Origin of the sequence: Pedobacter sp. PF22-3 (assembly GCF_026239555.1) — a bacterium.
GTDB lineage: Bacteria > Bacteroidota > Bacteroidia > Sphingobacteriales > Sphingobacteriaceae > Pedobacter.
Genome location: NZ_JAPIVP010000012.1, coordinates 164599 through 178155, shown reverse-complemented (window position 1 = coordinate 178155; position 13557 = coordinate 164599). Strand labels below are relative to the sequence as shown.

The following is a 13557-nucleotide window of genomic DNA, read 5'->3' as shown; positions in this document are numbered from 1 at the left end:
GTCCGCTCGAAATGACGGCATCGCGGGGTTAGTTATTCTTTATTTTTTAGCTTCAGCCAGAAGTTCTGAATTCAGACGTACATACTCATCAACCTTTTGAGCTTTAGCAGCATCAATACCTTGCTGCGCCGTAACTGCTGCACCCGCTTTGTCGCCCATTTTTAACTGGATACGGCCTTTCCATAACTTAAACCATGGCGCTTTTGGATCTGATTTTTCTGCTTCCGTCACCCACGTTAAAGCTTGTTTTAAATCTTTTCCATGTTGAAAGTAATATTGTGCAGCCGCAAAATAAGGTTTCTTTTCACCTTTCATCGCTTCAGCAATATTGGCCATAACTTTTTCATCAATAGAAGTTGTGATATTAACGGAATATGCACTGTTCTCCCACATCATATTTAAAGTTGCAGAAGTTTCGCCAACAGCCGAGAATTGCATGGTTAAAGTTTCTACTTTATCTTTTAAAGCGATCGTTTTTACCTTTACACGCAATACATCATCACTTTCTTTATATTCGTATGCACCCCATTGATTGGCAATTTTATTAAAAATAACCGTCCACTCGGTTTTACCAGGAATACTGAACAAACCATATTCTCCTGCTGGTAAATCTTTGCCTTCAATTTTAACGTCATCGGTAAATTTAATCCGGGTAGCTGCGTTTGCACCATTGCGCCAAACTTTCCCCATGGGTTCCATACCACCGAAAATTTTGCGGCTTTTTACATTAGGACGTGAGTAGCTTAAAGTTATTTTGCCCAATCCAAAATCCTGGATTAAGGTTTGGCCACTACTTGGCTGTGGGAATTTGACTTCCTGGGCATCTGCTAAATTTGCCGCACCTAAAAGTGCTACAAACAGCATTAAAGATCTGATTGATAATTTCATTGTTTTGTTGTTTTTGGTTTGTGCGAATTTACGCAATAAGCTCCGGGTTTAACAAAAGTTTTAATGTAGTATTTAAATCAGTTGATTTTTCCTGAAACCAAAAATCAGTTCATCAAAATATTCATCATTTTTAAAAATAGTACCCTTTAATTCCGCTTCGAAGATAAAACCCGATTTCTGTAAAACCCTTTGTGAAGCGAGGTTAGTATGTGTGGTCCTGGCGAAAATTCTTTCGATATCAAATGTTTCGAAACCATATTTTAGCATTTTTTTTATCGCAAACGTAACAATGCCTTTGCCCCAATGTTCCTCACCAATCCAATAACCTATTTCTGCACTTTTGCTGTAAATGTCTGCGAGTTGATGCACACCAATCGATCCGATTACTTCATCGTTCAATACAATGGCTTTGATCTGTAAGGGATCGTGACTTAAAGCCAATTGAATAAAGGCTTCACCATCTTTTTTTTCGTATGGGAAAGGGAATTTATTGGTCAGGTATTTAGAAATGTTGAAGTTATTGGCGTGTTTAACCAAATTTTCAACATCACTGTGTTGGTAAGGGCGTAAAATTAATTGCATTCGTTTGAAATTTTGTCGAGGTGAGATCAGGCTGTAACTTTTTAATAAATATAAAGTCAGAAATGAAATAATTTTATGTTACACTTCAGTCAATTCGAAAAATCCTATTTCGATCATCTTGTTTTAAAGATAGATAATATTATGCTTCCTGAAGGCATTTTTTGGTTAAAAGGAAGCAATGGATCTGGTAAAAGTACGCTACTAAAAGCAATAGCCGGAATATTGTCTTTTAAAGGCGATATCGCAATTGGTAAAGTCTACTTAAAAACTCATGGCGTTTCCTATCGAAGACTTGTAAATTTTGCCGAAGCTGAACCACTATTCCCCGAGTTTTTAACCGGATTAGAAATGGTCGACATTTTTGCTCAAGCAAAAGGCGCGACTACTGGGCAAGAAGAGACTTTAATTAATGAAATGGGTATGAAACCTTACATTCATCATCCGCTAGGTTCATATTCTAGCGGCATGTTAAAAAAGCTCTCCTTGGTTTTGGCTTTTTTGGGAAAACCTAAGTTAATCTTACTAGACGAACCTTTAAATACAATCGATATCGAATCTTTAGCAATATTATACCGTTGGATTAATAAAAAATACCAGAATGAAAAAGTCAGTTTTTTATTGTCATCTCATCAGCCGTTAGATGAGTTGAAGTTGCCTGGAATAAATCAGGTTTGGATCGAGGATAAAGAAATAAAACTGAATTTTTAATGCTTTTACTCTCTAACATTGCTTTAAAAAAAATATTTGTTGATGGATTTTACCGGACCCATGCGGGCATGCTGGTATTTGTTTTCGTCATGTTGATTAGTTATTGTTTGTTCATTAATACTTTGGGTACGGTTATGCCTGATCAGATCGATTTCTGGCAGTTTTTCTTTACCATCAGTTTGGTAAGCAATCCATTAATCATGACTTTTTATCTTGTGGCAAGTGCATTGTATGCCTATAAAAGCCTAAAATATGTGCTTAACCAGCTTGCTTTGCCCCAGCAGGAGTTTCTCTATTATAGTTTTAATGCATCTAGCAAAAAACAACAGTTTAAAAATTGGTTTACTGTACAGACATACATTTTTATGCCAGTTTTAGCTTATACGCTATATGTAATAACGATTGGATTGATATTTGGATTTTATCTTATTTCTATCGCGATATTGCTGTTCCAGCTGCTTCTGATTATGGCTTGTGCCTACAGCTGTTTAAAAGAAAATAATTCTTTAATCGAAGCCCATAAACCCAGTTTGTTGGTCAGAGTTACCAGAAAATGGAACAAGCCCATTTTTTTATTATACAGTTTTCAGGTTTTCAATCAATCGAAGTTGGCTTATGTACTCACAAAACTGCTTTCATGGGTGTTAATTGCGAGTGTGTTTTTGGTTTTTGCAGATCTTAAGCATAACAATAAGTTGCTCATGCTTATTACCTCCTGTATTGTTGTGGCGCATGCGGTACTCATTTATCAGGAAAAAATCTTTAACGATCGCTATCTGGCTTTCCTTTCAAATTTTCCATTCGCCAAATTGAAGATGTTTTTTAGCTTCTGCTTAAATTATCTCATTTTATTATTGCCTGAAATTTGTTGGCTATTTACCAGTTACAACATTTTAACTGCATTTGAATTAACGGCGTTTGCCTTTTCTGCAGTGCTGTTATTTAGAAGCTTTCTATTGTTGAATGGGATACGGGTTAAAGGATTTTTGATCGGCGTTTTTTGCCTGTTTTTCCTTTTTTATGTGTGTATTATGTTTGGACTAGGCTTAATGCTAATTCCTGTAAATACTATTGTTGCTTGGGTGCTGTATAGGAGGAATTATTTGAATGATAATCGTTTAGGTATTTGATTTCGATGAGCTTGCAAAATGTCGTCATTTCGAGCGGAGTGCAACGCAGTCGAGAACCACGAAGTGCTCAGCGAAGCTAAATCTGTTGTAATAGATCTCTCTATTTACCCATGTTCTGTGTCCGCACAGGTCATGGATAAATTTAATATTGTTGGGAAGGACCTCATTGGTTTTAAGCGTGTTCTGTGCAGACACAGGCCACGGAACCGGAATGTTTTTAAATATTCGCAAATAAAAAATTTAACCTGGCAAGCTCTGTTTTGATCTGGTTCATACCAATTAAACCGCCCGACATGCCACTAGATTGCTGAAAAACATTCACCGTAAGTTCGTTTTCGGTATTTAGTGACATGGTTACACTAAATTTAAAATAGGTTGCAAATGCACCTAGTAAGAGTCTTTTGGTACGGCTACCTTTTTCTAAAATTAAATTCCCGAATTGCTGATCAATTACTTTGTAGCCCTGTAATTCAAAGAGCTCGGTAATTTTTTTAGTCATTTCCTCCACAGAAATATCCTTGTACAGGTTTGAAATCAATCCGTCAACGGTTTGCAGGTTTTTAACAAAAAAAGTCATATTAATAAGCAGGGGTCATTTTAATTCATCTAACACCTTAAATAACTTTTTGTTTATACTGTTTCCGCTATAATTATTAATATTGATCACTACGACATATTTGTTACCAGCAGCATCCGTATGGTAACCAGCAAATGCCGAAACATCATTTATGGTTCCGCTTTTAATTTTCATGCCATTGTATTCTGGCAGGGCTTTATAATAATCAGGAAACCAGTTTTCTTTTTGAACCTGGAAAAGTATATTGGCCATTGCAGAAGTTGTGATCCTGTCGCCTGGAGAAAGTCCACTGCCATCAATGATGTTAAGTGCCGTTTTATCGATTCCCTTAGCAGCCCAGAAGTTGGCTTCAGTTTCTGCACCCTTGCTTGTTGTAGCTTCTTTGCCTGATTTTATTGCAATGGTTTTTAAAAGTGATTCGCCATATAAATTAATGCTTTTCTTTAAAAACCAATAAGTAATCTCGCTTAAACTTGGCGAACTAATCGTGCTAATTTTCTGTGTGATAGAAGGGATGACCTGATTGTTCAAAGTCATCAATCTAGCGGTAGTGGCTTGCTGGCTGGTAGAAACTCCCAGCCTTTTCAACGTATCCAGCAAACGGTAAGCACAATCAAATGCAGGATCTGGTAATGCAACAGATACACCTGTTTTAGTAATCCCCATTCCCCAGCTCCCGCGTAGGTAAGCCACATTGCTATAGGGTGCAAGAAAGGCATAACTTCTGTCGCCCGTACCAGATGCACCAGTTTTCAGTTCATTTACAATTTGAACGTATGGAGTCGCCGGAACGATCTTTACAATTTTCACCTCCTCAGCTGTGCTGCTGCCAGGCCTCAGGTGAATATCGAACTGGTTTTCGCGCCAGGCTAGACCTGAAGTTCCAGCCCCATAATAATTGCCAATATCTTGCCAAACCCAGCCCTCAGGCATAGTTTGCGTACCAAAAATACGGTCATCACCAATTATGGCACCTTCAATTTTTTTTATGCCTGCTGCTTTTATAGCGGCAACCCATTGTGTTAAAACAGCATTTTCTTTATTCTGGTAACGCCAAGAACCTAAAGTTGGGTCTCCGCTACCGATAATGATGAGGTTTCCTTTTAAAATTCCGTCTGTAGTAATGGTTCCGGTATAGGCCAAGGTAGTCTGAAACTGAAAATCTTTTCCTAAAATGCTGAAAGCAGTAGCTGCAGTAATGGTTTTTAGTGTTGAAGCGGTAGCCAAACCAATCTGCTCATTTTTAGCATAAAGCGTTTTACCGGTATTTGCATCCAAAACACAAAGAGAGACAAGAGCATGTTTTGCCTGTTCGTCATTTACTAAGTTATTAAAGGCTTTTTCTATGTTTTGGATCCTGTTTTGAGCGTTTGCTGCGATTGTTAAGCACAGCGATAGGGACAATATTTTGAAAAATTTCATTTTTTTGCAGGCGATTATTTTATACCAGGAAACTGGTATAGTTAGCTTTATTTATAACGTATGTTTCATTGGTGGGGTATGCGTCTAAAAAAGTTGAAGGAAACTTTACTTTTTTATTCTCATTCCATTTAATTTCTATGGCATTTATTTTTCCATCAATTTCTTCTATTAAATCAATTTCCTGTTGCTGAAAACTGCGCCAAAAATAATATTTGGCGTGCTTTCTTTTATTATTACTGGCCTTTATGTATTCGGATACAATATAATTTTCGAACAACTGACCCGCATCCTGACGTAAGCCGAGCATGCCAAAATTTTCGATTACCGCATTTCGGATTCCTGTATCATAGAAGTATATCTTTTTGCTCTTTTTAATTTCGTTCCGCAGGTTACTGCTGTAAGCACCTAGCCTAAATACAACGAAACATTGTTCTAATAGATCGATGTAACGCTCAACGGTGAGTTTATCGGCTTCAATCATTTGCCCAAGCTCAGTATAAGAAACCTCATTCCCGATCTGTAGGGCCAATGCCTGTACCAGTTTTTCGAGCTGTAAAGGTTTTCGGATGCCGGTAAGGGATAAAATATCTTTAAAAAGATAACTGTTTGCTAAATTTAATAACAGCTCTTTTTCTTCCCCCGGATAATTGATCGCATCGGGGTAAGTACCATAAATTAATCTTTTTTCTAAAGCCTGTTCTTCAATAAGCACATTAGTGTCTTCAACAAGTTCTGCAACTGAAAAAGGGAAGAGGTGATATTCGAATTTTCTTCCTGTTAACGATTCTTTGATGCCAACAGCCAGATCTAATGATGAAGAACCGGTAACCAATAACTGAACATCAGTAAAATTATCAACGATCAGTTTTAAGGTTAAGCCAATATTGGTAACACGTTGTGCCTCGTCGATAAAAATGATTTTGCTAGCACCGATAATTGATTTTAACCGCTCAATACTGATGTCGGTTAATGTGGTGCGTACATTAGCTTCGTCACAGTTTAGGAAAACAAAGGACAATTCTGTTTTTTTTACGAGTTGCTTTAACATAGTAGTTTTACCCACTTGTCTTGCACCAGTAACAATAATAGCTTTTTGTTTAAAAAACTTCGATTCTATATGGTTTTGTAGATTTCTGATAATCATCTTACAAATTTTGATTATCTCAAATATAGCAAAATCTTAATTCTAATCACTAAATTATATGTAATTTAGTGATTACGATCTCTTTTTTATATGTAATTTAGTGATTACGATCCGCTAAATTATATATCTTTAAATTTTTAACTTTACCCGTTGAATAATTTGTTGCGCTTAATTTTCTTTCCCTGCCTCAATCTCACTGCATGATAAATGGTGGGTACATCATTTGTCCATTTTTTGAGTGTAAACACAATAGCGAGTATTTCTAGTCTTGTAGCCAAGCCAATCCAAAAGCAAATTTCGAATAGCACGACCGATTCGCAGTGAACCATAATTTCGACCAGGGCGGCAAATATAGTTAGTGTCCAGATTTTGGCACCGATAGAATGCGTAGCAATTTCCTTTTTAAATTTGATAAAACTTAAGACATAAGTAGAGGCCTCAAAAGCGCCTAACACAATCAGTTTTATGAGATTAGTTTTAAAAAAATCAGGGCATTGGATGTAAGTGGCAACTGCTACCGAAATAAAAAATACCTGATCGATACCAGAGTCTAGCCGCCTTAACTTTTCTGAAGAGATATTGAGCTTACGGGCAATAATTCCATCAAAAACATCGGTTAGCAAACCCACGGATAATAAGGTGATGGCTAAAAAGGAATAGTGGTTAACATGGAAAACGCTTAACAGAATAATTCCAAAACCGATAAGCAGTCTGAAGAATATTAAAGCAATTGGAATGTGTTTCATTATTGGAGCGCATAAAAAAGCCCCGAATAAATCGAGGCTTTTCTTAAGTTATTTATTGATTAAACCAATTCTTTCTGAACCAGGTATTCGGCAATTTGAACTGCATTGGTTGCTGCTCCTTTACGTAAGTTGTCGGCAACAATCCAAAGGTTTAATGCTTTTGGTGCTGATTCATCTCTACGGATACGGCCTACAAAAACTTCATCTTTTTCATGTGCATCTTTTGGCATCGGGTATTTTAGGTTGGCAACATCATCAATAACAATAACGCCTGGTGCTTTTTCTAAAATGCTGCGTACTTCGGCTAAATCGAAATCATTTTCGAACTCGATATTAACCGATTCTGAGTGACCGCCCATAACCGGGATCCGAACAGTTGTAGCGGTAACTTTGATGCTATCATCGCTCATGATTTTGTTAGTTTCCTTCACCATTTTCATTTCTTCTTTGGTATATCCGTTATCGGTGAAAACATCAATATGTGGAAGAACATTCAGATCAATTTCGTATGGATAAGCTTTAGGACCATCAATGCCTTTGCGTTCGTTCATTAACTGCTCAACCGCTTTAACACCTGTACCGGTAACCGATTGGTAGGTAGATACGATTACACGTTTAATTTTGTATCTATCGTGCAAAGGTTTTAAAACCACAACCATTTGAATGGTAGAACAGTTCGGGTTTGCGATGATTTTGTTATCGATAGAAAGTTCGTGTGCATTAACTTCTGGTACAATTAATTTAATTGCAGGGTCCATTCTCCATGCCGAAGAGTTATCGATAACAGTTGTTCCGGCTTCTTTAAAACGCGGTGCATGCTCTAATGAAGTATTGCCACCAGCTGAAAACAAAGCGATATCCGGTTTCATGCTGATTGCAGTATCCATGCTAACAATTGGGAACTTCTTGCCCTTAAAAGTAATTTCCTTGCCAACACTCTTTTCTGATGCTACGGGAATCAACTCTGTTAAAGGGAAATTTCTCTCCTCCAATACTTTTAACATGACAGTACCAACCAACCCGGTGGCACCTACTACTGCTACTTTCATTTTAATTTTTTTTATATTATTAATTATTTGATATGAGACCAAATATGCTAAAAATTAAGCTGATATCCCTATTGTTACCAATTAAATTTGCTTTTTATATTTAAAATTTTTGGTTTTCGATAGAAAATATGGTTGGAGAATAAAGTGTTAATTCGATTTAGTGATGCTTGATAGAAGATCGTCATTCCCAATCGATTGGGAATGACGATTCCTCGCAGTTTTTAATTCACTAAAATTTATTTATGAAATAAATTTTTCATCGGTTGAAGGCTACAAGATTTATAGGCATAGCAATTAAAAAGGATTGCCGTTCTATCAGGTTTAGATAAACAGGGACAATTCTCCTAATGATAGTGAAATCTTTTGTTGAAGAAAGAAGAAGTTTTGATTTACGAAGATAGATCTCTCCATTTCGCTACGCTTCAGTCTATAGAAAGACAAGCGCGTGTTAAACCCCGCAGATTTTTTGAAACCTGCGGGACTTGGATAAATTTAAATCAAACTGGCTTTGATATAATCGCAGCTGGCTTTGATTGAGCCAATTGGATCTGGCTGATAATTGGTTTCGTGCTCTACAAAGAAATGTTGCATGCCAGAAAGTTTCGCTTGTGCAAAAATGGTTTTAAAATCAATTGATCCTTTACCCACCTCGGTGTTTAATTCAGGTTTGGCCTTGTCCATATCCTTTACATGCCACATTGGGAAACGGCCTGGATATTTTTTGAACAAAGCTAAAGGGTCATTACCTGAACGGACAACCCAGTATAAATCCATTTCAAAATTAACCAGGTTTTTATCTGTTTCAGTTAAGTAAATATCATAGCCCGTGGTATCGCCCAATTTCTTAAACTCAAAATCATGGTTGTGGTAGGCAAATTTTAAGCCTGAAGCTTTAGCAATTTCAGCCACTTTGTTAAAATCGCTGGCGGTTTTTTTGAAACCATCAGCTCCTTTACTCATATCAACATGTGCGCCGGCAATGGTAAAATATTTACCACCAATTGCAGCTGATGATTCAATGTCGGCTTTTAATCTATCCGTATTTCCTGTTTTTACAAAATCATCCATGTGGTAATGACCACTTGGTGCTTTTAAGCCATTCGCATCAAGTAAGGCTTTAAATTCTTTAGGCGTTAGATCCCAGAATTTTCCATTGGCAAAACCATAGGTTTCAACTTCTTTGTATCCGGCTTTTGCTACTTTCTCGATAACGCCTTTTACATCTTTTGGCAATTCATCGCGTAGGGTATACAATTGCAGACCAACATTTTTGCTTAATTTATCAAAGGCAAATGATGGAATTAATAATGCTGCTCCTGCAGCTAATCCTGCTTGTTTTAAGAATGTCCTTCTTGAATTCATTGCCTAATAAATTAAATAATTTCTTTTTTAATAAATGCACAGCTTGCGGCAACAGATGCCATTGGATTTGGCTTGTAATTGGTTTCGTGCTCTACAAAGAAATGTTTCATACCTGAAAGTTTTGCCTGGGCAAAAATAGGTTTGAAATTGATAGAACCCGTTCCAACTTCAGCATTTAAGGCTGGGTTGGCTTTATCCATATCTTTAACATGCCACATGGTAAAACGGCCCGGATTTTCTTTGAATAATTTAATCGGATCGTTACCAGAGCGTACTACCCAATATAAATCAAGTTCGAAATCAACCAATTTTTTATCTGTTCCTTTTAACAGGATTTCGTAACCGGTAGTGTTACCTTGTTTTTCGAATTCGAAATTGTGGTTGTGGTAAGCCAAACGGATACCAGCTGCCTTGCACATTTTTCCGGCTTCATTTATTCTGGCTGCGATTTTCTTATAATCTTCGGCATTTTTTCTAATGCTTGCATCTAACCATGGGATGGTTACATATTCGCTTTTAAGTACTTTTGCTGCTGCAATTGCCGCTTTTAATTCGGTGGTATTACCATCGCTTAAATAAGTGCCTAAGCCATAATGGCCACTTGGTGCTTTTAAACCGTTTGCATCCAATAATGCTTTAAATTCTTTGGGTGTTAAACCCCAAAACTGATCTTTTATCGAAAAACCATAGGTTTCAACCTCTTTGAAGCCAGCTTTTGCCACCCTGGCAATAGTTCCCTTTACATCTTTAGGCAGTTCGTCCCTTAAAGAATATAATTGTAAGCCTACTGCTTTTTTATCGGCAGCAAACGCGAACGATGGAGCCAAAAGTGCTGCCGCTGCAGCCATACTACTATTGAGTAGAAAACTTCTTCTTGATATCATAGGTATATTTTTAAATGTCGCAAATTGAGATTGCCTTTTTTAAGGAGGCTATTTTATCAGCATTTTTGGGTATAAATTCTTGTGCAACGAAACCTTTAAAGCCGGTTTCGGCAATGGCTTTCATAATGGCAGGGTAATACAACTCCTGGGTATCATCTATTTCATTACGGCCAGGTACGCCAGCGGTATGATAATGGGCAATGTATTGGTGGTACTGCCTGATATTACTGATTACATCACCTTCATCAATTTGCATATGGTAAATATCATATAACAATTTGAAGTTTTCAGATCCCAAGCGTTTACAAAGTTCTGCCCCCCACGATGTTCTATCGCACTGGTAATCTTTATGGTTTACTTTGCTGTTTAGCAACTCCATTACCAGTACCACGTTGTGCTTTTCAGCCAAAGGAATTAATTGTTTTAACCCTTTAACGCAATTGTTCCAGCCTGTTTCATCATCTTTACCACGACGGTTTCCACTAAAGCAGATCAGGTTTTTATAACCAGCTTCGGCAACAAGGGGAATCATTGCGGTATAATTTTGAATTAACTTTTCGTGGAATTTTTCGTCGTTAAAACCATCTACCAAATTAATCTCCGCACCATTGCACATCGTCGATTCTAAGCCATGTTTTTTTAAGGTAGGCCAATCGTTCGGACCCACCAAATCGATCCCTTTGATCCCTATTTTTTTTGCTTCAATACAAAGTGTATCTACATCAAAACTACTAAAACACCAGCGACATACGGCATGGTTGATATTTCCTTTCAGCCTAAATGGCCCGCTTGATTCTGTTTTATTCATGGCTAAGGCTGATAGGCCTGAAGAAACACCAACTACAGCAGTTCCTGCAACAATGTTTTTTAATGCGTTTCTTCTATTGATATGCGAGGTCATATTAAACAGTTTTAACTTCTACTTCTGATTTGGTTTTATCGTTAAACAGTACGGCAAATAATAAGAAAACTGCAGCTGCAATACCTGCCGGTATAATCCAAACCATTTTCCAATCAGTTACATCCCCGGTTTTATACATGTCTGTGATTAACCCTGCTACTTTGAACCCGATTAACATACCAACGCCATAGGTGGCTAGGGTGATAATACCCTGAGCTGCACTTTTAAATTTTTCTCCTGCTTTTGAGTTGGTATAAATCTGACCAGAAACAAAAAAGAAATCATAGCAAACACCGTGAAGTGCAATACCTATAATCAGCATAAAACTTAAACTGCCGGCATTACCATAAGCAAAAAGAATGTAGCGTACTGCCCAAGCCAACATACCAACTATAATAGTTTTCTTAAAGCCGTATTTTGAAAAGAAAACAGGGATAGCCAGTAAAAATAATGCTTCGGAAACCTGACCAATGGCCATTTTACCTGTTGGGTTAGAAACTTTGATATCTGCCAGGAAAAGACCCGCATTTTGATAATAAAATGCCAATGGAATACAGATCAGGATGGAAGAAATAAAGAAAACCGCAAAATTTTTATCTTTTAACAATTTCAAAGCATCTAAACCTAAAATGTCACTTAATTTTATTTTTTCATCTTTAGCAACTTTTGGTGGGGTTGCAGGTAATGTAAAACTAAATAATCCCAATACCAAAGAGGCGATACCAGCCATTAAAAACGTGCTTTTTAATAATCCAGCCTGAATTCCTTCCGGAGAATCCCAATGGAAGGCAAAACTAATCAACAAACCGGCAATGATCCAGCCGATTGTACCAAATACCCTGATGTTTGCAAATTCTTTTTCGGCATCTTTCATTTGGTTAAAAGAAACTGAGTTTACCAAGGCAAGGGTTGGCATAAATAAAATCATATAAGCTAAAACGTAAGGATAGAAAACGCTTACATCGGGCGCACTATACATCTGGTACATTAAAATCGCACCAATAATATGTAGCACACCTAAAATTCTTTCGGCGTTAAAATATCTGTCGGCAATAAGACCTATTATAAATGGAGCAATAATAGCGCCCCAAGATTGTGTTGAAAATACAGAACCAATTTCAGAGTTGGTTGCCTTCAGGTTATTGTTTAAGAAAGCTCCTAAAGTTACAAACCATGCGCCCCAGATAAAAAATTCAAGGAACATCATGGCAGAAAGTTTAAAGCGAGTAGTGCTATTCATTTGGCTAGTAATTATGTAAAATGGTTAAGGTAAGAGGGATGATGGAAACGTATCCCCGTAACTCATCTTACAATTTTATAATATTTTAACAGGATTCGGTAAGAGGGATTTTGTAATTCACATTATACATTTTCCCTCTTACATTTTCCATTTTTATAGTTCTTTTATAGAGATGTTTTTGTACCAAACTTCATCTCCGTGATCTTGTAAGGCAATTTTACCAGTTTTAAAGGTTCCCCAGTTTTCCCATGTTGCAAATTTGCTGCCTGCAACAATTTTTTTCCAGTTATCGTCCCATAGGGTTGTTTTTACGACTTCAACGCCATTTAAAATTAAGGTCAATTTGCCCTTTTTACTAATGATTTCGGCTTTGTTCCATTCGCCAACTGCTTTAACCGGTTCTGATGAACTTTTTACCAGATCATAAAGATCGCCGGCACGATGCTTAGTGATTTTTCCATCAGGGTGACCATCATTATCGATTACCTGCATTTCTAAACCTGTAGAATAGGTAGCATGGTATTTAGGTTCTTCATGAACATAAAAAATCAGACCGCTATTTGCTTTAGGAGCCACTTTCCATTCATATTTTAAGTGGAAGTCGCCGTATTCTTTATCTGTCACTAAATCGCCGCCGCCATCAGTACCTTTTTTAGCTAAATCCAGATGTAATGCACCATCCTGAACCTGCCAACCACTACCAACAGTAGTTTTATTGTAAGTATGCCAGCCTGTTGTAGTTTTACCATCAAAAAGTGGTTTAAAGCCTTTTTGTGCTTTTGATATTTGTGTAACTGCAAGTATGATACAAGCAGAAAGAAAGATTTTTTTCATTTTTTTGTGCGTAAAACCCCACAGGTTTAATTCGGTTTAATAATTGGAAGGCCTTATTGGAGACTTCGTTGTCTTAAAACCTGTGGGGTT

Annotated in this window: 14 protein-coding genes; 2 read left to right on the top strand and 12 right to left on the bottom strand. The window is 37.1% G+C overall.

The window, feature by feature from the left end:
• Nucleotides 1-39 precede the first annotated feature (39 nt).
• Together OQX63_RS16255 and OQX63_RS16250 are read right to left on the bottom strand one after the other, a co-directional pair.
• Entirely contained in the window at nt 40-888 is an 849-nt protein-coding gene (locus OQX63_RS16255; RefSeq protein ID WP_265851877.1) for a DUF2911 domain-containing protein, read from the bottom strand.
• A gap of 72 nt (nt 889-960) precedes the next feature.
• Nucleotides 961-1470, bottom strand: coding sequence for a GNAT family N-acetyltransferase (locus tag OQX63_RS16250; RefSeq protein WP_265851876.1), 510 nt, complete (start codon nt 1468-1470; stop codon nt 961-963).
• Between the two features lie 75 nt (nt 1471-1545).
• Here OQX63_RS16250 and OQX63_RS16245 point away from each other — a divergent pair, with 75 nt between their 5' ends.
• Both OQX63_RS16245 and OQX63_RS16240 read left to right on the top strand, forming a co-directional pair.
• A complete protein-coding gene (locus OQX63_RS16245) occupies nt 1546-2178 on the top strand; it encodes an ABC transporter ATP-binding protein (protein ID WP_265851875.1) in 633 nt (210 codons plus the stop codon).
• Nucleotides 2178-3308, top strand: coding sequence for a hypothetical protein (locus OQX63_RS16240; protein ID WP_265851874.1), 1131 nt, complete (start codon nt 2178-2180; stop codon nt 3306-3308). Before OQX63_RS16245 ends, OQX63_RS16240 begins: the two co-directional genes overlap by 1 nt.
• A gap of 217 nt (nt 3309-3525) precedes the next feature.
• On the opposite strand, the gene OQX63_RS16235 is transcribed toward OQX63_RS16240, so the two are convergent.
• From OQX63_RS16235 to OQX63_RS16190, 10 genes are all read right to left on the bottom strand, one after another.
• Entirely contained in the window at nt 3526-3885 is a 360-nt protein-coding gene (locus OQX63_RS16235) for a hypothetical protein (protein WP_265851873.1), read from the bottom strand.
• Between the two features lie 15 nt (nt 3886-3900).
• Nucleotides 3901-5307, bottom strand: a complete 1407-nt coding sequence (gene dacB, locus OQX63_RS16230) for a D-alanyl-D-alanine carboxypeptidase/D-alanyl-D-alanine-endopeptidase (protein ID WP_265851872.1) — start codon at nt 5305-5307, stop codon at nt 3901-3903.
• 19 nt (nt 5308-5326) lie between these two features.
• The gene (locus OQX63_RS16225) at nt 5327-6451 is read right to left on the bottom strand and encodes an ATP-binding protein (RefSeq protein ID WP_265851871.1); all 1125 of its coding nucleotides are present in this window, start codon (nt 6449-6451) and stop codon (nt 5327-5329) included.
• A gap of 143 nt (nt 6452-6594) precedes the next feature.
• Complete coding sequence (locus OQX63_RS16220; RefSeq protein ID WP_265851870.1) at nt 6595-7197, bottom strand: CDP-alcohol phosphatidyltransferase family protein; 603 nt, start codon at nt 7195-7197, stop codon at nt 6595-6597.
• Between the two features lie 59 nt (nt 7198-7256).
• Nucleotides 7257-8246: an aspartate-semialdehyde dehydrogenase gene (locus tag OQX63_RS16215; protein WP_265851869.1), complete on the bottom strand. Its 990-nt coding sequence runs from the start codon at nt 8244-8246 to the stop codon at nt 7257-7259.
• 492 nt (nt 8247-8738) lie between these two features.
• On the bottom strand, nt 8739-9608 hold the full coding sequence (locus OQX63_RS16210; RefSeq protein WP_265851868.1) for a sugar phosphate isomerase/epimerase family protein: 870 nt from the start codon (nt 9606-9608) through the stop codon (nt 8739-8741).
• A gap of 11 nt (nt 9609-9619) precedes the next feature.
• Nucleotides 9620-10492, bottom strand: coding sequence for a sugar phosphate isomerase/epimerase family protein (locus OQX63_RS16205; RefSeq protein ID WP_265851867.1), 873 nt, complete (start codon nt 10490-10492; stop codon nt 9620-9622).
• 10 nt (nt 10493-10502) lie between these two features.
• Nucleotides 10503-11393 (bottom strand): hydroxypyruvate isomerase family protein, encoded by an 891-nt coding sequence (locus tag OQX63_RS16200; RefSeq protein WP_265851866.1) that lies wholly within the window; start codon nt 11391-11393, stop codon nt 10503-10505.
• Nucleotide 11394: 1 nt separating this feature from the next.
• Entirely contained in the window at nt 11395-12633 is a 1239-nt protein-coding gene (locus OQX63_RS16195; protein ID WP_265851865.1) for a nucleoside permease, read from the bottom strand.
• 153 nt (nt 12634-12786) lie between these two features.
• A complete protein-coding gene (locus tag OQX63_RS16190) occupies nt 12787-13467 on the bottom strand; it encodes a 3-keto-disaccharide hydrolase (protein ID WP_265851864.1) in 681 nt (226 codons plus the stop codon).
• Between the last annotated feature and the right edge of the window lie 90 nt (nt 13468-13557).